This is a genomic window from Citrobacter sp. LUTT5, from assembly GCF_009905315.1.
Lineage (GTDB): Bacteria > Pseudomonadota > Gammaproteobacteria > Enterobacterales > Enterobacteriaceae > Citrobacter > Citrobacter freundii.
This window is the reverse complement of the sequence record NZ_CP047606.1, coordinates 4,799,044-4,819,761: the sequence shown is the minus strand read 5'-3', so window position 1 is coordinate 4,819,761 and position 20,718 is coordinate 4,799,044. Positions and strand designations below refer to the sequence as shown.

Here is a 20,718-nt window from a genome sequence, read left to right as displayed (position 1 = left end):
CCCCCGCACGAAGATTTTGCCGGATAAGCCAAAGTAGCCATCCGGCAATGACGTATTACTCGTCGTGATCTTCCCATGCCATGGCGCGTTTGACCGCTTTTTTCCAGCCACTGTAACGGAAGTTACGCTCGGTGGTTTCGATGCCTGGACGGAATTCACGCTCGATGACCGCTTTCTCCTGCAACTCATCCAGATTCTGCCAGAAGCCTACTGCCAGACCGGCGAGGTACGCTGCACCTAATGCGGTGACTTCGCGGACTTCCGGACGCTCTACGCGGGTGCCGAGAATGTCAGACTGGAACTGCATCAGGAAGTTGTTGGCGACCGCACCGCCGTCAACGCGCAGGGCGTGCAGACGAATACCGGAGTCAGCCTGCATCGCTTCCAGAACATCACGCGTCTGATAAGCGATAGACTCAAGCGTTGCGCGGATGATGTGGTTGGAGTTTACGCCACGGGTCAGGCCGAAGATGGCGCCACGTGCATACGGGTCCCAGTACGGTGCACCCAGGCCAGTAAATGCCGGAACGACGTACACGCCGTTGGTGTCTTTCACTTTGGTGGCGAAATACTCAGAGTCGAATGCATCGCTGATGAGTTTCATTTCATCGCGCAGCCACTGAATGGATGCGCCAGCCATAAATACCGCACCTTCCAGCGCGTAGTTCACTTCCCCGGTCGGTCCGCAGGCGATGGTGGTCAGTAGTCCGTTTTCGGACTTAACGGCTTTCTCACCGGTATTCATCAGCATGAAGCAGCCGGTACCGTAAGTGTTTTTCGCCATCCCTTCCTTTACGCACAGCTGGCCAAACAGAGCTGCCTGCTGGTCACCGGCGATACCGGAGATAGGAATACGAATGCCGCCTTTACCACCAATGTTGGTCTGACCGTACACTTCAGAAGAGCGACGCACTTCTGGCAGCATGGCGCGCGGAATATCCAGCGCATCCAGCATCGTGTCATCCCAGTCCAGGGAGTGGATGTTGAACAGCATGGTACGTGAAGCGTTGGTGTAATCCGTGACGTGTACGCGTCCCTGCGTCATTTTCCAGATAAGCCAGGTGTCCACGGTACCAAACAGCAGTTCGCCGCGACGAGCGCGTTCACGCGAGCCTTCAACGTGGTCGAGGATCCATTTCACCTTGGTGCCAGAGAAGTACGGGTCAATGACCAGGCCGGTGTTGTTACGGATGTATTCTTCCATGCCATCGCGCTTGAGCTTTTCGCAGATATCTGCGGTACGACGACACTGCCACACAATGGCGTTGTAGATTGGTTTACCGGTCTCACGCTCCCAGACGATGGTGGTTTCACGCTGGTTGGTAATACCGATCGCTGCAATTTCATCGGAACTGATATCGGCTTTCGCCAGAACTTCAACCAGCGTAGAGCTTTGGGTTGCCCAAATTTCCATTGGGTCGTGTTCTACCCAACCTGCTTTCGGGTAGATTTGCTCGAATTCGCGCTGTGAAACGGCAACGATATTCGCATCGTGGTCCATTACGACCGCGCGGGAGCTGGTGGTGCCCTGGTCGAGCGCAACGATATATTTTTTTTCAGTCATAATTTTTGTCCCGTAGTCACATTACAGCGAAGCTTTTTGTTGAGTGTTGGCCGCCGCGTCTTTTTCTTCAATCACGCAGACATCGCACGGTAAATGGCGACCAATCAGTTTGCGATATGCCCATGCGCCCAAAATCGCGCCGGTAATCGGGCCAAACACCGGAACCAGGAAGTAAGGGATATCGCGACCACCTGTGAAGGCAATCTCACCCCATCCCGCCATCCAGGCGAAGAGTTTCGGTCCGAAGTCACGTGCCGGGTTCATCGCAAAACCTGTCAGCGGACCCATGGAAGCACCAATGACGGCAATTAATAAGCCAATCAGCAGCGGTGCCAGCGGACCACGAGGTACACCGTTACCATCGTCGGTCAGAGCCAGAATCAGCCCCATTAGAATAGCGGTAATGACCATTTCAACCGCGAAGGCCTGCACAAAATTGATATGCGGATTCGGATAGGTGGAGAAAGTACCCGCCAGACCCAGGCTTTCGGTAGTGCCACGCACGATATGGTTGGTTTGTTCAAAATCGATGAAAAGATTGTAATAAAGCCCGTAAACCAATGCCGCTGCGCAAAAGGCGCCGGCAATTTGCGAAATAATAAAAGGGACAACTTTGCGTTTATCAAAACAGGCGAACAGCCAGAGTGCGATGGTTACCGCGGGATTCAGGTGTGCACCAGAAACACCTGCGGTCAGATAGATAGCCATCGCTACCCCCAGACCCCAGATGATACTGATTTCCCACTGACCAAAAGTAGCACCAGCTACTTTGAGTGCAGCGACACAGCCCACACCGAAGAAAATCAACAACCCGGTACCGAGGAATTCAGCAATGCACTGGCCTTTTAAGGTTGAGGTTTGACTCATAATCGGATCCTGAAGAGAGTTTAATGTTTATTGTGTGCGAGAAGGTCACTGACATCCCCGGAGCCGGTAGGCACACTGTTAATTTATCGTTAACGCTCAAAAACGAGAAATATCGAAATTAAAATGTGTGTACTGCATCAACAAAATGAGCGTTTTCGCGCCATTGTGCGGTATTTGTTATACAAAAATAGTGTGAGCTGAATCATTTCACTGATCAATCTGTTAACACTTAAGAGTTATGACAGTCATGTCACCAGGAGAAAGACTAAAAGTGTTGCAAACCGCAATCTGCGCGGGATGCCGCTGGACAGCGATGACGCGGCTTCATACAATCGGTGTTAAGTAGAGTGCGCTCGTTTTTATTAAGGCGTCGCCGGTTATCGGGACGAGGATTTTTATCCATCAACGCCTTGCAATTCAGGAGAGGTATGACGATGTCATTAGAAGTGTTTGAGAAACTGGAAGCAAAAGTACAGCAGGCGATTGATACCATCACGTTGTTACAGATGGAAATCGAAGAGCTGAAAGAAAAGAACAACTCACTGTCGCAGGAAGTTCAGACTGCACAGCAGCAGCGTGAAGAGCTGGAGCGTGAGAACAACAACCTGAAAGAACAGCAGAATGGCTGGCAGGATCGTCTGCATGCCCTGCTGGGTCGTATGGAAGAAGTCTAATTACGCTTCATCTTTCGTGCCGTAGCTGCGTTGGCTGCGCTCAGTTACCCCAGTCACGTAGTTTACTACGCTCCTGGGGATACCTTCGTTTGCCGCCTTGCTACAATACGAAACCTCTTGCGTAATCGTTCCTGTGTAGGCCGGATAAGGCGTAAGCCGTCATCCGGCAATACAATCGTTTTACCGCAACACAACGTTAATTTCAGGCATTCAAACCCCCATCTACGTCCAGACCGGTGCCGGAAATCTGCCCAGCCGCTGGGCTTACCAGAAACGTCACCGCCGCTGCAACATCCTCCGGTGTTCCGTAATGCCCTGTCGCAATAAGCTGCCGTTGGGATTCTGCCTGCTCGCCATCTGCCGGGTTCATATCACTGTCAGTTGGGCCGGGATGGACAAGATTAACGGTAATACCCCGTGGGCCGAGATCGCGAGCCAGGCCACGGGTTAGCGAGTTGAGCGCTGATTTAGTCATCGCGTAGACGGCAATCCCCGGCTGGGCGACGCGGTTGGCAAGACAACTGCCAATATTGATGATTCGCCCACCTTCAGGGAGATGCGGTAGCGCGGCCTGTATGGCAACTACCACGCCACGGATGTTCACGTTAATCAATGCGTCGATGTCCTCCAGTGACAGCGACTCCAGCGGGCCGCCGCGTGCGATCCCTGCGTTGTTGACCAGAATATCCAGTCCACCGAGTGACTGTACCGTGCGGTTTACGGCATTCTGAATCGCCTGAGCGTCTGCACTGTTTGCCTGAATCGCCTCACCATGGCGGCCAAGTGCTGTAATTTCATCGGCAACGGCCTGGGCTTTCTCCGCAGATTTTTCATAGGTTATAACAACATCAGCACCGGCTTTCGCCAGCGACAGTGCAATGGCGCGCCCTAATCCACGACTGGCTCCGGTGACCAGCGCTTTTTTACCTGTCAGATCGATATGCATGATGACCTCGTGATGAGAGTGATGAGATTCATCATTAGGTATAGAGAGAGTTTTTTCTTCGTCAATGCGCAGGATGGGGGAATCGGAAGGGGAAAAGGGCAAAAGAGGCTCTGGAGATTTTCAGAAGCGAAAAAAAGCCAGTCAGTTGTTTAACCGACTGGCATCACACCGAATTGCGGTGTTTTCTTTACTCGATATCGAGCGGGTCTTCGGAGAGGATTATCCCGGTGTTGTCGGCGTACAGGTGGTCGCCAGAGAAGAACGTTACACCGCCAAAGTTGACGCGTACATCGCTTTCTCCAATACCTTCCCCTGCGGCACCGACCGGAATGGCGGCAATCGCCTGAATACCGATATCCAGTTCTTCCAGATCGTCTACCTGACGGACTGAGCCGTAGATGACCAGACCTTCCCATTCATTCTGTACGGCCAGTCGAGCCAGTTCGGCATCGACCAGCGCACGACGGACAGAACCACCGCCATCGACCAGCAGAATGCGACCACGGCCGTTTTGTTCGAGCAGATCGTACAGCAACCCGTTGTCCTCGAAACATTTTACCGTGATGATTTGTCCGCCAAACGACGACCGTCCTCCAAAGTTAGAGAACAGTGGTTCCACGACGTTGACATCTTCCTGATAGATGTCACAAAGCTCGGATGTATCGTATTTCATAGGCTCAACGTTCAGTTGCTGCGAGAATTTTTAGTATATCGCGCTATGTGTACTGTTGGCAAAATCATCAATTGTTAATTGATATTTGTCAGTTAAAGAGACCACTGACTTAAGAAAATTCCAACGACAAACAGCAGGTTAGTTAACAATGCCGCTTTTACGGTGCGTTCCAGCATTGGGCGCATTGCCGCAGGATCCATCTCACGCATCACGTATCGCGCCTGTTTAATCAGCAGCGGAGCGGCGAGGATAAACAGCCATCCCCACAGGCTTTGCAGTGAGAATAGGTTAAACAGGGCCAGACAGACCAGCGTGCCCATCAGCAGACAGGCGTGGTAGCGGCGGGCATTGACAGCGCCTAAACGCACGACCAGCGTGTTCTTGCCGTTCTCTCTGTCGCTGTTGATATCGCGCAGATTGTTGACGTTGAGCACGGCAGTAGCCAGCAGGCCGCAGGCGGTAGCAGGCAGAATGAGCGCTGGAATCAACGTATGCGCCTGCAGATACCAGCTTCCCATAACGCTCAGCCAGCCGAAGAACACCAGCACGGAAATATCGCCCAGACCGATATATCCGTAAGGGCGATTGCCTACGGTATAGGTGATTGCGGCGATGATCGACAGGCCGCCGAGCACCAGGAAGCCGACAAAATCTGCCAGCGTGTGACAGGCCACAGCAACCAGGGCCAGACCGGACAGGCAGATCAAGACCACGGTGACGATCAGCGCCCGCTTCATCTGCTGTTGGGTGATGACCCCTTTTTGCATACCGCGCAGCGGTCCTATGCGGTCGGGCTTGTCGCTGCCTTTGACGGCATCGCCATAGTCGTTAGCGAGATTGGACAGAATTTGCAGTAATCCCGCCGTAATCAATGCCAGCAGAGCAACCAGCGGATTGAAGTATCCTTGCCACCATGCTAATGCCGTACCGACGATGATCGCCGCGAAGGCGAGCGGTAAGGTCTTAGGTCGTAAACTTTCCAGCCAGGCTTGTGAGCGGCTAATTTGTTGTTGTTCAGTCATATTTAGCGCCAATAAAAATGGGGCTTTATCAGCCCCATCAACAGTGATGAAAATGCATTGAACGCGATTATAGGATAAAACGGCTCAGATCTTCATCTGCGACCAGCGCATCCAGATGTTTGCTCACATATTCGGCATCAATTGTGATGCTTTGGCCGTTCAAATCGCTCGCATCATAGGAAATATCTTCCATCAGACGTTCCAGAACGGTATGCAGACGACGTGCACCGATGTTTTCGGTGGTTTCGTTAACCTGCCAGGCCGCTTCGGCAATGCGTTTAATACCGGATTCAGTGAAGTTGATGTCCACACCTTCAGTCGCCATCAGCGCTTTGTACTGCACGGTGATGGAGGCATTCGGTTCGGTAAGGATACGCTCAAAATCGCTGGTGGTCAGCGCCTGTAGTTCAACGCGAATCGGCAGACGACCCTGTAGTTCTGGGATCAGGTCGGACGGTTTCGCCACCTGGAATGCGCCAGAGGCGATAAACAGAATATGATCTGTTTTCACCATACCGTGCTTGGTGGAGACCGTGCAGCCTTCAACCAGCGGCAGCAGGTCGCGCTGTACGCCTTCGCGGGACACGTCCGGGCCGGAGGATTCACCGCGTTTACAGATTTTGTCGATTTCGTCGATAAACACGATCCCGTGCTGCTCAACGGCGTCGATAGCTTCTTGTTTCAGCTCTTCCGGGTTCACCAGTTTGGCCGCTTCTTCTTCAATCAGCAGTTTCATCGCGTCTTTGATTTTCAGCTTACGCGGTTTTTGCTTCTGACCGCCCAGGTTCTGGAACATGGACTGCAGCTGGCTGGTCATCTCTTCCATTCCCGGAGGTGCCATAATTTCAACGCCCATCGGTGCGGCCGCGAGATCGATTTCGATCTCTTTATCATCCAGCTGGCCTTCACGCAGTTTTTTACGGAACGCCTGACGCGCTGCAGAAGGTTCCTGCGGCTGTTCAGACTGTCCCCAGTTATTTTTAGCCGGTGGGATCAGTACGTCGAGAATGCGCTCTTCCGCCATCTCTTCAGCGCGGAAGCGGTTTTTCTCGATTGCCTGAACGCGAACCATCTTAATGGCAGCATCGGTCAGATCGCGGATGATTGAGTCAACTTCTTTACCAACATAGCCAACTTCGGTGAATTTGGTTGCTTCAACTTTGATGAACGGCGCGTTGGCCAGTTTTGCCAGGCGACGGGCGATTTCGGTTTTACCGACGCCGGTCGGGCCAATCATCAGAATGTTTTTCGGCGTGACTTCATGGCGCAACTCTTCGTTGAGCTGCATACGACGCCAGCGGTTACGCAGGGCAATCGCCACGGAACGCTTAGCGTTATCCTGGCCGATGATGTGTTTGTTCAGTTCGCTGACAATTTCGCGTGGGGTCATTTCAGACATGGGGGATCCTTACGCTTTGGAGTTCAATTCTTCGATGGTATGGAAGTGGTTGGTATAAATGCAGATATCCCCTGCAATATCCAACGCTTTCTCAGCAATCTCGCGTGCGCCAAGCTCGGTGTTTTCCAGCAGAGCGCGTGCAGCAGCCTGGGCGTAGGGACCGCCGGAGCCGATGGCAATCAGATCGTTTTCTGGCTGGATGACGTCGCCGTTACCGGTGATGATGAGCGATGCCGTTTCATCTGCGACGGCCAGCAGCGCTTCGAGTTTGCGCAGCATACGGTCTGTACGCCAGTCTTTTGCCAGTTCAACGGCAGCCTTCACCAGGTGGCCCTGGTGCATTTCCAGCTTGCGTTCAAACAGTTCAAACAGCGTGAATGCATCCGCAGTACCGCCCGCAAAGCCCGCGATGACTTTGTCGTTGTACAGACGGCGGACTTTCTTCACGTTGCCTTTCATTACGGTGTTACCCAGTGTGGCCTGACCATCACCGGCGATTACCACATGGCCGTTACGGCGTACGCTTACTATTGTTGTCACGAGCAGACCCCTTGGTTACAAATGCAATGTACAGGCCCCGCACAGTGTGCGGGGCGTAATGCAAGTATAGATGGGGGGGATTTTGGGGGTTTCAACCCCCGGTGGCGAGTCGAATGCAGTTTGTGTGACCAGCCACCTTCAGGCGGCTGATGGTGTTGTCGGCATTCTCTTTGCCTTTGACCGGACCAATGACCACGCGATTCCAGCCGTTATTGGTGGTAATACGCGAGTTGAACCCTTCAAAGGCCAGCTGCGCGCGCACGGTTTCTGCCTGCTCAGCGCCTTTAAATGACCCGCACTGAACCATCCAGCGGCGTTCATCTTTTTTCTCCGCCGTCTGTTTTGGCGGCTGCGTTTCATTCGTTATTGGCGCGGCCGGTTGCGTTTTCGGCTGAGCGGCGGTGGTATGCGCAGGCGTTTGCAGCAAATCCTGATACGGCTGTTGCGCCGCCGGTTTTGGCTGTGCTTTCGGCTGCTGTACCGGCGCGGTTTGCGCCGTACGCGTTTGCGGCTGCTGGTACGGCTGTTCCGTTGCCCGTTGGCGTGGCTGTTGAGTCTGCTGCTGCGTAGTGTTCCACTGCTGCTGTTGCACCTGACGTTGTCGCTGCAGCGTTTGCTGGCGTTGCTCAGGCGTTTGTTCGTTCCACGGTACTTCGTTGAGCTGCGTTGGCTGTTGACGCATATCAGCCTGCATCTGCGCCAACAACTGGCGCTGCTCATTGGTTAATTGGTCGGCGTTCAGCACCTCGCCGCCGGCAGACGGTTCGGTAGGCGCACGTACGCCAGGCTGACGGCTTTCCAGCTCTTTAATGTATCGCCAGCGCTCTTCCGGTTTTGGCGGGATGCCATTACCGGTGACTTTCTGGTTTTGCAGCGTTTCGGACTCTTCTTTCTTGTGATGCGTAATGAAGTACAGACCACCGATAAAGGTCACGAGTACGGCTGCAGCAATAGCAACCATTGCGGGCGATACCGCAGGCGTATTGCGTTGTTTTTTCCGTGATGTGCTCTTCTTGCGCCGCGAAGGTGCCGGTTGGCCGCGACGTACATAATCTCGTTGTGCCACTATCGTTTCGCTGTATTTATTCGTTCGTCAGCCCGCCATGTTACTTAAGCGGCGGGCCTTTGACCAGACAGGGGAGTCCGAAAGCACTTTACTTTACGTCAGTGCCCGGGTAGTGCCCCGAATAATAAGCTCGCAGTCCAGTAATCGTGAGCCACTGCTGACGTTCTGTCCTTGTAATTGATCGAGCAGTAACAGCATAGCTTCACGTCCGATATCGAAACGCGGCTGTGCGACGGTTGTCAGGGGTGGATCACAAAATTCCGCGAGCGAAATGTTATCGAAGCCGATAATCGATAAATCGTCGGGCACCTTCAGACCCTGACGTTTGGCGTAAGAGAGGGCGCCAAGCGCCATGACATCGCTGTGACAAAAGACCGCGGTAGGCGGCTGTGGTAGCGCCAGGAGCTGTTTAAGCGCATTGGCTCCCGCTTCATAGGTAAAGTCACCGCGCGCGATGAAATGCGGATCGACCGTAATTCCGCTGCGACGTAGTGCCTGAACGTAACCTTGCAGACGGTAATGGCACAGCGGCATATCTTCGGGCCCGGCGATACAGCCAATGCGTTTGTGCCCCAGTTCCAGCAGATAGTTCATCGCGTTGAAGGCGGCGGTGAGGTTATCAATGTGCACGGTGGGCAGTTCCAGCTCTGGCGCGAACTCGTTGGACATAACCATCGGTGGCAAGTTGCGTTGCTCTTCCACGCTGGCATCAAACGGCAGGCGCGAGCTGAGCAGCACCATGCCATCGATCTGCTTGGTAATTATGAGATTGAGGAAGGTCTTTTCCTGCTGGTTCTGGTGCGCGCAATCGCCGATAAGCACCAGATATCCCTGTTCTGCGGCGGTGACTTCGATGCCACGAATCACTTCGCTAAAAAACGGATCGCAGATATCCGGCACAATCACCAGAATGGTACGCGACTCATTACGCTTAACGTTACGTCCCATTGATTGGGGTAAATATCCCACTTCAAGCGCTGCCTGCTCAACCTTGTTACGGGTTGACTGCGAGACTTTGTCTGGGTTCATTAATGCGCGGGATACGGTTGCCGTTGAGACTTTCGCCTTCAGAGCAACATCTTTCATCGTAGCGGCGGCAACCTGCTTATTCGGTTTCACTCTTTCTCCTCGCCAGAGAGCTGCTGGCACAGACTCGTCCTTGAATAGCCTTCATCTGAAACATTTTTATCAGATAGTGAATGGAAGCGGTTACAGAATTTTCATAAAAAGTGTGATGGATATTTAATTTTACGATCCGCCTCGCATCGTGAGGGATTATCCCTCGATGGGATCGACATCCAGCACCCATTTAACCTTACGTGCATCGGGTAACGTATTAATCAGCGCCAGCGTTCCGCTGACGATATGCTGCAGGCGAATTCGCGACGGGTGCTGCAACAAAATTTGCCAGCGATAGCGACCGCCACGTTTGGGCGCCAGGGCGGGAACTGGGCCTAACACCCACAGTTTTTCATCGGCCAGTGGACTGGCCTGAATCAGATTTCGTAACTGCTGTAAGAACATCGGCGCATGCTGGTTGTTGTGATCTTCTGCCCGCACGATCACATGGCTGGTCCATGGGGGAAGCTGGAGCGTTTGTCGCTCTGCCAGCGCCTGTTCGGCAAAGGCGTCATACCCTTTATACAGCAAGGTTTGCAGCAGCGGATGTTCAGGGTGGTGCGTTTGCAGTACCACTTCGCCCTGCTTCCCGGCGCGACCGGCACGCCCGGAAACCTGCGTGTAGAGCTGGGCGAAGCGTTCTGCCGACCGGAAATCTGCGGAGAACAGCGCGCCGTCAACGTCCAGCAACGCCACCAGAGTGACGTCCGGGAAATGGTGGCCTTTCGCCAGCATTTGCGTGCCGATCAGGATTCGCGCGCCGCCGCGATGCACTTCCGCCAGATGCTGCTCCAGCGAGCCTTTGCGGCTGGTAGTGTCACGATCGATGCGTGAGATTGGCACGCCGGGGAAAAAAGGCGCCAGAGCCTGCTCAAGCTGTTCGGTGCCGAGTCCTACCGGAACCATGTGCGTTGAGCCGCAGGAAGGGCATTGACGCGGTATCGGACGCTGACTGTCGCAGTGATGGCAGCGCAGATGGTGTTGCGCCTGATGCAGCGTGTAGTAGTGATCGCAGCGCGGGCATTCAGCAATCCAGCCACAGTCGTGGCACAGCAGGGCAGGCGCAAAACCCCGGCGGTTTAAAAACAGGATCACCTGGTTATCCGCTTGCAGATGCTGACGCATACGGGCGATAAGCGCAGGGGCGAGCCCGGCCTGTACCTGCTGACCCTTGAGATCCAGCACGTGCTGAATGGCTGGGCGCGCATTCCCGGCACGGCGCGTCAGGCGCAACATGCGGTATTTTTTCTGCCGCACGTTGCACAGCGTTTCCAGCGCAGGGGTGGCTGAGCCGAGAATGATGGGAATTTGTTCGCTATGGGCGCGATAAACCGCGAGGTCGCGCGCATGATAACGCCAGCCTTCCTGCTGTTTATAAGAGCTGTCGTGCTCTTCGTCGATGACAATCAAGCCCAGATTTTTAAACGGCGTAAACAGCGACGAGCGCGTGCCGATAACAATTGCCGCTTCGCCATTTTTCGCCTTCAGCCATGCCGAAAGACGTTCACTGTCATTTAAACCCGAGTGCAGAACTTCGACCGGCGCATTGAAGCGTTCGCGAAAACGGGCAATAGTTTGCGGCGTCAGGCCAATCTCCGGCACCATTACCAGCGCCTGTTTGCCCTGGGCGAGCACATTTTCCAGTACGCTTAAATAGACCTCTGTTTTGCCCGATCCTGTCACGCCCGCTAATAGCCAGGCGCTAAAACTGTCAGATGCGCTGTGGATCGCCCCGACGGCGGTGGCCTGTTCGGTATTCAGCCGCAGACGCTCACCGGAAACCGCGTAGTGCGTACGCCAGTCGCTAAAGCCTGGCGTTTCGCTCGCAAGCTCGCACAGCCCTTTTTTCCGCAGTGCCTGTAATGAGGCGTCATTAAATTCCAGTTCAGCCACCTGGTCGCGCCAGATTTTTCCCTGGCGTAGCGCAGCCAGCGCCTGTTGCTGCTTGGGAGAACGCTTCAGGCTGTTGAGGTCAATAACCTGGCCTTCTTCAGTGGCAAACCAGTACCACATGGGCGCGTTTGTCGCCGGACGTCCCTGGCGCAGTAAAATTGGCAGAGCGTGAAACAGTACGTCACCGATAGGATGATGATAATAATCCGCCGCCCACAACAGCAGACGCCAGACAGAGGTTGAGTAGACCGGTTCGCTGTCCAGCACTTCGAGAACGGCTTTCAATTCGCTCCGCGGTAGTTCACTGTGCTCGCTGACGGACAGGACGATACCCACGCGCTCCTGCTGCTTGCCAAAAGGCACGCGTACACGACACCCGGCTTTGGCGCTCAAGCCTTCCGGCAGGAGATAGTCAAAGGTGCGAGGTAGCGGAACAGGTAAGGCAACGTGCGCAACGGGCATTGAATCATCCTGACTTGAAATCTGGCGGGTTAGTATACACATTAGTGGAGGGTAGAATGCGGATCAGTTTGCATGAGCAGGTTAATTTCTGTATGATTCGCCGCCTTTGATACAAATTTGTATCACTGACCTATACTATTAACATCGCGTGGTGTCTGGCGTTAGGGCTGGAAGAGCGACGCGGCCTTAAACCGAGGTTTTCCCATGAAAAAAGATATTCACCCGAAATACGAAGAAATTACTGCAAACTGCTCTTGCGGTAACGTCATTAAAATCCGCTCTACTGTCGGTCACGATCTGAACCTCGACGTGTGCAGCAAGTGCCACCCGTTCTATACTGGCAAGCAGCGTGATGTTGCTACCGGTGGCCGTGTTGATCGCTTCAACAAGCGTTTCAGCATCCCAGGCAGCAAGTAAGTTCAGCTGTCAGAAAAAAGCGCCTTATGGCGCTTTTTTTGTATCTGCGCTTGAAGACTAAAATTTATATTGATGTGTTGAATAGTGTTTTTTTGTTTAATAAATGAAACATCGTTTTTGTTTTTTTAGGTAAAATGTTTCTACTGGTGATCTGCGTCATTTTTATCTTCTGATTTCTGCCACTCATGCCAATTGTTGGCAAAATACCAAAGGTTTCTGCTTTCTTTCTAAAATACACTTTCGTGGAAATATAAAATTATTCTGAATCCTTCATCGTTTCCCATTAATGGACGGGACGAGATGGGTAATTTCCGTTGTTGAGTGTGAAGAGGGATTGTCATGAAATTTAAATCTGCGTTATTACTGATTCCATTATTCTCTGCGGCCGCACAAGCGGGTTATGTTGATTACCGGCATGAATATTATGACGATGGGCGTAATTACGATCGTGTTTATATGTCTCACCGTTTTGCGACTGGTTTTGGTGTCGCAGTCGAAGCCATTTCACGTTCCGAAGATACGCAATCTAATGATGCGTGGAATAATATGGAAAGTAATGGCAACGAGTATACTGCAAGCTACCAGTTTACCTGGCGGGATCTTATCTGGCAGCCAGGTATTGCGATCGAAACGGGCGATAACATCACGATTTATAAACCTTACATCCGCGTGCAGTACAACATTAACGACAGCTGGTGGACCGCGTTCCGCTATCGTCAGGAGTACATGCGCAGAAACACTGACGGCAAAGATGACCGCATGGTCTATCGTCCGGAAGCCTGGCTTGGTTATAACGTCAATGACTGGATGTTTGAGTTAAATGGTATTTATAAAATTGCCGATAGCGAAGATTTATATAACAACCGGAAAGATGATTATGAATATAACTTCCGCGTGGCGTATAAACTAGGCTCCTGGGTTCCATTTGTTGAGGTTGGTAACGTTTCCTCGGGTTATAACACAACAACGACAGACGATCGTCAGACCCGTTATCGTGTCGGTCTTGGTTATAACTTCTAACCGGTAATAGCTTTCATATCGACTGATTACATCAATAAGCATAGTTTGTGTGAATAATATGTCTAAGGAGTTGACATCATGTCTAATGATGGAACTATTATCGGAAATAATGAACCCACTGCCGTCAGACCTTTCGGAATTCGAGATAAAATTGGTTATTTATGTGGTGACCTCGGAACCTGTTTTATTCTTGGCTTAGTTAATAGTTTTTTAATGATTTATTACACTAACGTCCTCGGTATTTCCGGCGTTATCGTTGGCTCACTCTATTTTGTGACCAAACTCTTTGATGCGTTCGTTGATGTTGGTGTAGGGCGCTTATGCGATACCTCTAAATTGACGGTACATGGACGTTTTAACCCGTGGGTGCGTCGCATGAAGTATCCATTTTGCATCATTGCAGTTGTCCTGTTCCTGCCGTTTGTGAATGATTTTTCTTATACGGCGAAAATTATCTACATCTGTTGCTCCTATTTCATTTACGGTTCGCTGTTATCGACCGTGAGTATTCCGTACGGTGCTATGTCTGCGGCGATTAGCTCGAATCCGGATGATCGTGTCTCGCTGTCAACCTGGCGCAGCGTTGGGTCAGCTATCGGCGGTGGGGCAACCGGCTTTTTCATTCCGATCCTGATGTACACCACCCTGGTGGACGGAAGCCAGGTGATTTCCGGGCAACACTTCTTCTGGATTTCCATTGGTTGCGCAGTGCTGGGCTTTATCTTTTTATCCTTGACCTGTCAGTTAACGACCGAACGCGTGCGCGTGGAGAGAAAAGAGAGCATGCCCGTTTCGGTGTTGCTGAAGGGACTGGTACGCAATAAGGCGCTGATTGTTTTAGTGGTTGTGGATTTGCTGATTGTGATTAATCAGGGATTGTCCGGTACCAATATGACTTATCTGTTTAATGACTATTTCCACAATAAAGAGGCGATGTCAGTCGCGTTGCTGTTTACCTTTGGTTCCCTGGTTTTGCTGGCACCATCGGCATCCTGGCTCACAAAGCGGTTTGGTAAAAAAGAGGCCAGCGTCGGCGCGCTACTCTTTGCAGTAGCGATGTATTTGATTATGTTCTTCATCCACATTACCGACGCGAAAGTCTATTTGGTTTTCCTGTTCCTGGCGACGTTGGGGGCCGGACTATTCAACCTGATGATTTGGGCGTTTATGACCGATGTTTGTGATTATCACCAGTATGTCACCGGCGATCGCGAGGATGGTACCGTCTATGGTGTGAACTTCTTTGCCCGCAAGGTTGGTCAGGCGTGTGCAGGGGCCATTGGCGGTTTTATGTTGGCCATCATTGGTTATCAATCATCTTCAACAGGTGGCGCTGTGCAAACCAGCATTGTGCAGGAAAATATTTATACGATGGCGAATCTCTTGCCGGCACTATGCCTGTTTTTGGCGGCGGTCATTCTGATTTATTTCTATCCATTGAACCGTAAAGAGACGCTCAAAATGGAAGAGACATTGAATAAACTCAATGGTATCAGTAAGTAACATAGCGAGAATCGGCGGGAGCAATCCCGCCTTTTCTCATCTGTTCTAACAATCAGTATTCCCACGTTTCCGGGTTGATACCCAGTTCACGCATGATTACCTTTGCTTCTTCCGGGATTTCATCACTGCGCTCTTTACGCAGGTCTTCATCGTTGGGTAATGGTTGCCCGGTAAAAGCATGCAGAAACGCTTCACACAGCAGTTCGCTGTTGGTGGCGTGGCGCAGGTTATTCACCTGACGACGCGTGCGTTCATCGGTAAGGATTTTTAACACCTTCAGAGGAATGGAAACCGTAATTTTTTTGACTTGCTCACTCTTCTTACCGTGCTCAGCGTATGGGCTGATATATTCGCCGCTCCATTCAGCCATGAGATACCTAATCCTCTTTGTCATTAATATTGAGGCCAGAACCTGAGCCCGGACCATAATTGTGCGTAGTTTATCGTAGTGGCGCGGCCCTGACACGAAGTAGCCGACGCAGATGTACGCTAATGCATATAATTTTAACGGCTATTTCCAGTTTGCTCAATCTATACGCAAAGAAGTTTAGATGTCCAGATGTATTGACGGCTATAGTAACAATGATTACTCTGGTGCCTGACTTTTCACCGACTCAGCCAGGATCTTCTCAATATGACGCGTAAACAGGCCACCATCGCAGTGCGTAGCGGGTTAAATGACGACGAACAGTACGGTTGCGTTGTCCCGCCGATTCACCTCTCCAGCACCTATAACTTTACCGGATTTAATGAACCTCGTGCTCATGACTATTCGCGTCGCGGCAACCCAACGCGTGATGTCGTTCAACGTGCGCTGGCTGAACTGGAAGGAGGGGCCGGAGCGGTACTGACCAATACTGGCATGTCGGCGATTCATTTGGTGACCACTGTCTTCCTTAAGCCTGGCGATCTGCTGGTCGCACCGCACGACTGCTACGGCGGGAGCTACCGACTGTTTGACAGTCTGGCAAAGCGTGGCTGTTATCGCGTCCTGTTTGTCGATCAAGGAGATGAGCAGGCATTGCAGGCCGCATTGGCGGAAAAACCGAAGCTGGTGCTGGTAGAAAGTCCAAGCAACCCGCTGCTGCGTGTGGTGGATATTGCGAAAATCTGCCAGTTGGCGCGCGAGGCTGGCGCGGTCAGCGTGGTGGACAACACTTTTTTAAGCCCGGCACTGCAAAATCCACTGGCATTAGGCGCCGATCTGGTGTTGCATTCATGCACGAAATATTTAAACGGTCACTCAGACGTGGTGGCTGGTGTGGTTATAGCCAAAGATCCGGAGACGGTCACTGAACTGGCATGGTGGGCGAATAATATTGGTGTGACCGGCGGCGCGTTTGATAGTTATCTGCTGTTGCGCGGCCTGCGTACTTTGTCTCCTCGTATGGAGGTGGCGCAACGTAATGCTCAGGCGATAGTCGATTATCTGCAAACTCAGCCGCTGGTGAAAAAATTGTATCACCCGTCATTGCTGGATAATCAGGGCCATGAGATTGCTGCGCGTCAGCAAAAAGGCTTTGGCGCGATGTTAAGTTTTGAACTGGATGGCGATGAGCAAACGCTGCGCCGTTTCCTCGGCGGGTTGTCATTGTTTACGCTGGCGGAATCGTTAGGGGGCGTTGAAAGTCTGATCTCCCACGCCGCAACTATGACACACGCGGGCATGGCACCAGAAGCGCGTGCTGCTGCCGGAATTTCCGAAACGCTGCTGCGTATCTCCACCGGTATTGAAGATGGCGAAGATTTAATTGCCGACCTGGAAAATGGCTTCCGGGCTGCAAACAAGGGGTAAACATGAGTGTGATTGCGCAGGCAGGGGCGAAGGGTCGTCAACTGCACAAATTTGGTGGTAGTAGTCTGGCAGACGTGAAATGTTATCTGCGTGTCGCAGGCATTATGGCGGATTACTCGCAGCCTGATGACATGATGGTTGTTTCAGCCGCAGGCAGTACCACTAATCAGTTGATTAGCTGGCTGAAATTAAGCCAGACCGATCGCCTTTCTGCGCATCAGGTTCAACAGGCGTTACGTCGCTATCAAAGTGAGCTTATCAGCGGTTTGTTACCTCCCGAGGTGGCGGATGGACTGATTGGCGCGTTTATTCACGATCTGGAACGCCTGGCCGGGTTACTCGACAGCGGCGTGAACGATGCCGTCTATGCTGAGGTTGTTGGGCATGGTGAGGTATGGTCCGCGCGTTTGATGTCTGCCGTCCTTAATCAACAGGGGCTGGAGTCAGCCTGGCTGGATGCGCGCGATTTTTTACGTGCTGAACGTGGTGCCCAGCCGCAGGTAGATGAAGGTCTTTCTTACCCATTACTGCAGCAACTGTTGGCGCAGCATCCGGGTAAACGCCTGGTGGTTACCGGCTTTATTAGTCGCAGCAATGCCGGTGAAACAGTGCTACTGGGGCGTAACGGTTCTGACTACTCGGCGACGCAGGTTGGTGCGTTGGCGGGCGTTTCCCGAGTAACCATCTGGAGCGATGTCGCTGGGGTTTACAGCGCGGATCCGCGTAAAGTAAAAGACGCCTGTTTGCTGCCGCTGTTGCGTCTGGATGAAGCCAGCGAGCTGGCGCGTCTGGCGGCACCGGTTCTCCATGCCCGTACCTTACAGCCGGTTTCCGGTAGCGATATCGATCTCCAGTTGCGTTGTAGCTATACCCCAGAGCAGGGTTCAACGCGTATTGAGCGAGTACTGGCCTCCGGTACCGGGGCGCGTATTGTGACCAGTCATGATGACGTCTGCCTGATTGAGTTTCTGGTTCCGACTGGCCAGGATTTTAAGCTGGCTTATAAAGAGATTGACCAGGTTTTAAAACGTAGCCAGGTGCGTCCGCTGGCAGTGGGCGTGCATCCTGACCGCCAGCTATTGCAATTTTGCTACACCTCCGAAGTCGCTGACAGCGCGCTGAAAATTCTGGATGAAGCTGGCCTGCCAGGCGAGCTGCGTCTGCGCCAGGGGCTGGCGCTGGTGGCGATGGTCGGGGCGGGCGTCACCCGTAATCCGCTGCACTGCCACCGTTTCTGGCAACAGTTGAAAGGTCAGCCGGTTGAATTCACCTGGCAGTCGGAAGAGGGCATCAGCCTGGTCGCGGTACTGCGTACTGGGCCAACGGAGAGCCTGATTCAGGGTCTGCATCAGTCAATCTTCCGTGCTGAAAAACGCATTGGTCTGGTGTTGTTTGGCAAAGGCAACATTGGGTCGCGCTGGCTGGAGCTGTTCGCTCGCGAGCAGAGCACGCTCTCGGCGCGTACCGGATTAGAGTTTGTGCTGGCGGGTGTGGTTGATAGCCGTCGTAGCCTGCTGAATTACGAAGGGCTGGATGCCAGCCGCGCGTTAGCTTTCTTTGATGACGAGGCGGTAGAGCAGGATGAAGAGTCTCTATTCCTGTGGATGCGTGCTCACCCGTATGATGATTTAGTGGTGCTGGATGTGACCGCGAGCGAGCAACTGGCGGATCAGTATCTGGATTTTGCCAGCCATGGTTTCCACGTCATCAGCGCCAACAAACTGGCCGGGGCGAGCAGCAGTAATAATTACCGCCAGATTCATGACGCTTTCGAAAAAACGGGTCGCCACTGGTTATATAACGCCACCGTGGGTGCAGGTTTGCCGATCAACCATACCGTGCGCGATCTGATTGATAGTGGCGATACCATTTTGTCGATCAGCGGGATCTTCTCCGGCACGTTGTCGTGGTTGTTCCTGCAATTTGATGGCACGGTCCCATTCACCGATCTGGTGGATCAGGCATGGCAACAGGGTCTGACTGAACCCGATCCGCGCGTAGATCTTTCCGGCAAAGATGTGATGCGTAAGCTGGTGATTCTGGCGCGTGAAGCGGGTTACGACATCGAACCGGACCAGGTTCGCGTGGAATCGCTGGTGCCTGCGCATTGTGAAGAAGGCTCTATTGACCATTTCTTTGAGAATGGCGATGAGCTGAACGAGCAGATGGTGCAGCGTCTGGAAGCGGCGCGTGAAATGGGGCTGGTGCTGCGCTATGTGGCGCGTTTTGATGCTAACGGCAAAGCTCGCGTTGGTGTTGAAGCGGTTCGCCCTGAACACCCGCTGGCGGCGCTGTTGCCGTGCGATAACGTATTCGCCATAGAGAGCCGCTGGTATCGCGATAACCCGCTGGTGATCCGTGGACCGGGCGCGGGCCGTGACGTCACCGCTGGGGCGATTCAGTCTGACATCAACCGTTTAGCGCAGTTGCTGTAATTTGCGTTGCCGGGTGGTGTTTACGCTTACCCGGCCTACATATGGCATGAACCGTAGGCCCGGTAAGCGGCAGTGCCACCGGGCAAATCGCGCTGGGTGATCAGGGTGTTGTATTGCTCCGCCAGCGTCCTTATCGTCTGAAACACCGAATGAGCCGAGTAACGGGCGCTATCCCGAAACTCCGCTTGCTGCTGTAACCAGGCGAGAAAATGGTGGCCTGCCGCCAGTGTGATTGACGCCCCTTTTTCAACCTGACCCTCCGTTAACAGACACACCATTTTGCGTGTGTCGCCTTGTTGCCAAATTTGCCACTGGTTTCGCCACCACCCCTGCCAGGTTTTACCCAGTAATCGCCAGGGCAGTGTGCACTTATCGCTAGTGATCTCTTCATCAATAAACCAAAGCGAAGCGTGATGATCGCGATATTGCTGCGCCCATGCGGTAATCGCCGCGCCGCGCAGAAAACATTCGTGGGCAATAATGTGCGTTTTTACCTCAGGCCAGAGATGGCTCAGTATGCGGAAATGTCCGTGCGCGGTAATGACCGGGCGTAAAACTGCGCCGTTGGCATTTCGTTTGAGCATGGCACTGCCGTACTGGATTTCATCAAACTGGCTGCGGCGTAAAAACAGGGTTTCCCTCTGTCTTACTCGTTCAACGATATCGTCATGAATGACCGCGGGTTCAACGTTGTTACGCCAGCGGTATCGTAATGTATCCCCTACGAGATGGGGCGTGAAATTACTGGAAATATGCAAAATATTGCCGCGAATAGCGTCAAAACTGAGTAATACATAAAGTTTCTGGTCGGTGCAGGCTCCCTGAAAAGGGACGATTAAGGGAACCGTCGCTATTTGTTCTGGTGGAACAATGGTGGTGAGTGGCTGCTGCTTTGGTGTCCAGACTTGTTTGCAGCTCCGGCACTGAACGCGTTGGCTGCCCTGAGGATTATGCCCATAGAGGATGGTTTCCCGCTGATAACATCGTGGGCAAAAATGACCGCTTTGGGCGGCAAAATCCGTTAAATATGCTGACAACCATCCACCAAACTGTTCCTCATTAAACAGCGGCGGATAGCTGCCGCATGCCCGGCAATGCAGCGCAGCATAACCCAACCGATACTCGGGCCAGCTGTAATCTGGTGAGCTCGCCAGTCCCAGATTTTTACAGCCGAAGGACTTACAGCAATTGATGGTGAACAGTGACGTCATCGTATTACCAACGATTTTTAATGGTCGTTGATTTTGACCCGCGACTATCACCAGCGGATGTGAGTGTTCTCACATAAAAAAACCTTTCAGAACGTAACGTAGCGATTCTTTA

General features: G+C 52.7%; 18 protein-coding genes. 6 read left to right on the top strand and 12 right to left on the bottom strand.

Going from position 1 to position 20,718, the window contains the following annotated elements; all coding sequences use genetic code 11:
• Positions 1 to 55: 55 nt before the first annotated feature.
• Positions 56 to 1,564, bottom strand: coding sequence for a glycerol kinase GlpK (glpK, locus tag GUC46_RS22890; RefSeq protein WP_003028792.1), 1,509 nt, complete (start codon positions 1,562 to 1,564; stop codon positions 56 to 58).
• Between the two features lie 21 nt (positions 1,565 to 1,585).
• Positions 1,586 to 2,431 (bottom strand): MIP/aquaporin family protein, encoded by an 846-nt coding sequence (locus tag GUC46_RS22885; RefSeq protein ID WP_003028793.1) that lies wholly within the window; start codon positions 2,429 to 2,431, stop codon positions 1,586 to 1,588.
• A 428-nt stretch (positions 2,432 to 2,859) separates the two neighbouring features.
• On the opposite strand from GUC46_RS22885, the gene zapB reads away from it, so the two are divergent.
• Positions 2,860 to 3,105 carry a septal ring assembly protein ZapB gene (gene zapB, locus GUC46_RS22880; protein WP_088732415.1) on the top strand — a complete coding sequence of 82 codons (246 nt, stop codon included), beginning with the start codon at positions 2,860 to 2,862 and terminating at the stop codon, positions 3,103 to 3,105.
• A gap of 202 nt (positions 3,106 to 3,307) precedes the next feature.
• On the opposite strand, the gene GUC46_RS22875 is transcribed toward zapB, so the two are convergent.
• From GUC46_RS22875 to priA, 8 genes are all read right to left on the bottom strand, one after another.
• Positions 3,308 to 4,051 (bottom strand): SDR family NAD(P)-dependent oxidoreductase, encoded by a 744-nt coding sequence (locus tag GUC46_RS22875; RefSeq protein ID WP_044701846.1) that lies wholly within the window; start codon positions 4,049 to 4,051, stop codon positions 3,308 to 3,310.
• A gap of 187 nt (positions 4,052 to 4,238) precedes the next feature.
• The gene (gene rraA / locus GUC46_RS22870; RefSeq protein WP_003028798.1) at positions 4,239 to 4,724 is read right to left on the bottom strand and encodes a ribonuclease E activity regulator RraA; all 486 of its coding nucleotides are present in this window, start codon (positions 4,722 to 4,724) and stop codon (positions 4,239 to 4,241) included.
• Between the two features lie 92 nt (positions 4,725 to 4,816).
• The gene (gene menA / locus GUC46_RS22865; RefSeq protein WP_003028801.1) at positions 4,817 to 5,746 is read right to left on the bottom strand and encodes a 1,4-dihydroxy-2-naphthoate polyprenyltransferase; all 930 of its coding nucleotides are present in this window, start codon (positions 5,744 to 5,746) and stop codon (positions 4,817 to 4,819) included.
• A 67-nt stretch (positions 5,747 to 5,813) separates the two neighbouring features.
• Complete coding sequence (hslU, locus tag GUC46_RS22860; RefSeq protein WP_003028803.1) at positions 5,814 to 7,145, bottom strand: HslU--HslV peptidase ATPase subunit; 1,332 nt, start codon at positions 7,143 to 7,145, stop codon at positions 5,814 to 5,816.
• A 9-nt stretch (positions 7,146 to 7,154) separates the two neighbouring features.
• On the bottom strand, positions 7,155 to 7,685 hold the full coding sequence (gene hslV / locus GUC46_RS22855) for an ATP-dependent protease subunit HslV (protein WP_003028805.1): 531 nt from the start codon (positions 7,683 to 7,685) through the stop codon (positions 7,155 to 7,157).
• Positions 7,686 to 7,776: 91 nt separating this feature from the next.
• Positions 7,777 to 8,751, bottom strand: a complete 975-nt coding sequence (gene ftsN / locus GUC46_RS22850; protein WP_130715383.1) for a cell division protein FtsN — start codon at positions 8,749 to 8,751, stop codon at positions 7,777 to 7,779.
• Positions 8,752 to 8,844: 93 nt separating this feature from the next.
• A complete protein-coding gene (gene cytR, locus GUC46_RS22845; RefSeq protein ID WP_003028807.1) occupies positions 8,845 to 9,870 on the bottom strand; it encodes a DNA-binding transcriptional regulator CytR in 1,026 nt (341 codons plus the stop codon).
• A gap of 156 nt (positions 9,871 to 10,026) precedes the next feature.
• Positions 10,027 to 12,225, bottom strand: a complete 2,199-nt coding sequence (gene priA, locus GUC46_RS22840; protein WP_003847856.1) for a primosomal protein N' — start codon at positions 12,223 to 12,225, stop codon at positions 10,027 to 10,029.
• A 204-nt stretch (positions 12,226 to 12,429) separates the two neighbouring features.
• Here priA and rpmE point away from each other — a divergent pair, with 204 nt between their 5' ends.
• From rpmE to GUC46_RS22825, 3 genes are all read left to right on the top strand, one after another.
• A complete protein-coding gene (rpmE, locus tag GUC46_RS22835) occupies positions 12,430 to 12,642 on the top strand; it encodes a 50S ribosomal protein L31 (protein WP_003028810.1) in 213 nt (70 codons plus the stop codon).
• Positions 12,643 to 12,981: 339 nt separating this feature from the next.
• A complete protein-coding gene (locus GUC46_RS22830; protein WP_003028811.1) occupies positions 12,982 to 13,662 on the top strand; it encodes an oligogalacturonate-specific porin KdgM family protein in 681 nt (226 codons plus the stop codon).
• A 78-nt stretch (positions 13,663 to 13,740) separates the two neighbouring features.
• The gene (locus GUC46_RS22825; RefSeq protein WP_121540599.1) at positions 13,741 to 15,165 is read left to right on the top strand and encodes an MFS transporter; all 1,425 of its coding nucleotides are present in this window, start codon (positions 13,741 to 13,743) and stop codon (positions 15,163 to 15,165) included.
• Between the two features lie 52 nt (positions 15,166 to 15,217).
• Here GUC46_RS22825 and metJ read toward each other — a convergent pair whose 3' ends face one another.
• Complete coding sequence (gene metJ / locus GUC46_RS22820; RefSeq protein WP_003028816.1) at positions 15,218 to 15,535, bottom strand: met regulon transcriptional regulator MetJ; 318 nt, start codon at positions 15,533 to 15,535, stop codon at positions 15,218 to 15,220.
• Positions 15,536 to 15,799: 264 nt separating this feature from the next.
• On the opposite strand from metJ, the gene metB reads away from it, so the two are divergent.
• Together metB and metL are read left to right on the top strand one after the other, a co-directional pair.
• Positions 15,800 to 16,960, top strand: coding sequence for a cystathionine gamma-synthase (metB, locus tag GUC46_RS22815; RefSeq protein ID WP_121540600.1), 1,161 nt, complete (start codon positions 15,800 to 15,802; stop codon positions 16,958 to 16,960).
• 2 nt (positions 16,961 to 16,962) lie between these two features.
• Positions 16,963 to 19,395 (top strand): bifunctional aspartate kinase/homoserine dehydrogenase II, encoded by a 2,433-nt coding sequence (metL, locus tag GUC46_RS22810; RefSeq protein WP_003028820.1) that lies wholly within the window; start codon positions 16,963 to 16,965, stop codon positions 19,393 to 19,395.
• 35 nt (positions 19,396 to 19,430) lie between these two features.
• On the opposite strand, the gene GUC46_RS22805 is transcribed toward metL, so the two are convergent.
• Positions 19,431 to 20,606, bottom strand: a complete 1,176-nt coding sequence (locus tag GUC46_RS22805; protein WP_143114074.1) for a cytoplasmic protein — start codon at positions 20,604 to 20,606, stop codon at positions 19,431 to 19,433.
• Positions 20,607 to 20,718: the final 112 nt, after the last annotated feature.

Bases quoted from the DNA above. Each gene is read 5' to 3' on its own strand.
- glpK (WP_003028792.1), bottom strand. From the start codon at position 1,564: ATGACTGAAAAAAAATATATCGTTGCGCTCGACCAGGGCACCACCAGC.
- GUC46_RS22885 (WP_003028793.1), bottom strand. From the start codon at position 2,431: ATGAGTCAAACCTCAACCTTAAAAGGCCAGTGCATTGCTGAATTCCTC.
- zapB (WP_088732415.1), top strand. From the start codon at position 2,860: ATGACGATGTCATTAGAAGTGTTTGAGAAACTGGAAGCAAAAGTACAG.
- GUC46_RS22875 (WP_044701846.1), bottom strand. From the start codon at position 4,051: ATGCATATCGATCTGACAGGTAAAAAAGCGCTGGTCACCGGAGCCAGT.
- rraA (WP_003028798.1), bottom strand. From the start codon at position 4,724: ATGAAATACGATACATCCGAGCTTTGTGACATCTATCAGGAAGATGTC.
- menA (WP_003028801.1), bottom strand. From the start codon at position 5,746: ATGACTGAACAACAACAAATTAGCCGCTCACAAGCCTGGCTGGAAAGT.
- hslU (WP_003028803.1), bottom strand. From the start codon at position 7,145: ATGTCTGAAATGACCCCACGCGAAATTGTCAGCGAACTGAACAAACAC.
- priA (WP_003847856.1), bottom strand. From the start codon at position 12,225: ATGCCCGTTGCGCACGTTGCCTTACCTGTTCCGCTACCTCGCACCTTT.
- rpmE (WP_003028810.1), top strand. From the start codon at position 12,430: ATGAAAAAAGATATTCACCCGAAATACGAAGAAATTACTGCAAACTGC.
- GUC46_RS22830 (WP_003028811.1), top strand. From the start codon at position 12,982: ATGAAATTTAAATCTGCGTTATTACTGATTCCATTATTCTCTGCGGCC.
- GUC46_RS22825 (WP_121540599.1), top strand. From the start codon at position 13,741: ATGTCTAATGATGGAACTATTATCGGAAATAATGAACCCACTGCCGTC.
- metJ (WP_003028816.1), bottom strand. From the start codon at position 15,535: ATGGCTGAATGGAGCGGCGAATATATCAGCCCATACGCTGAGCACGGT.
- metB (WP_121540600.1), top strand. From the start codon at position 15,800: ATGACGCGTAAACAGGCCACCATCGCAGTGCGTAGCGGGTTAAATGAC.
- metL (WP_003028820.1), top strand. From the start codon at position 16,963: ATGAGTGTGATTGCGCAGGCAGGGGCGAAGGGTCGTCAACTGCACAAA.
- GUC46_RS22805 (WP_143114074.1), bottom strand. From the start codon at position 20,606: ATGACGTCACTGTTCACCATCAATTGCTGTAAGTCCTTCGGCTGTAAA.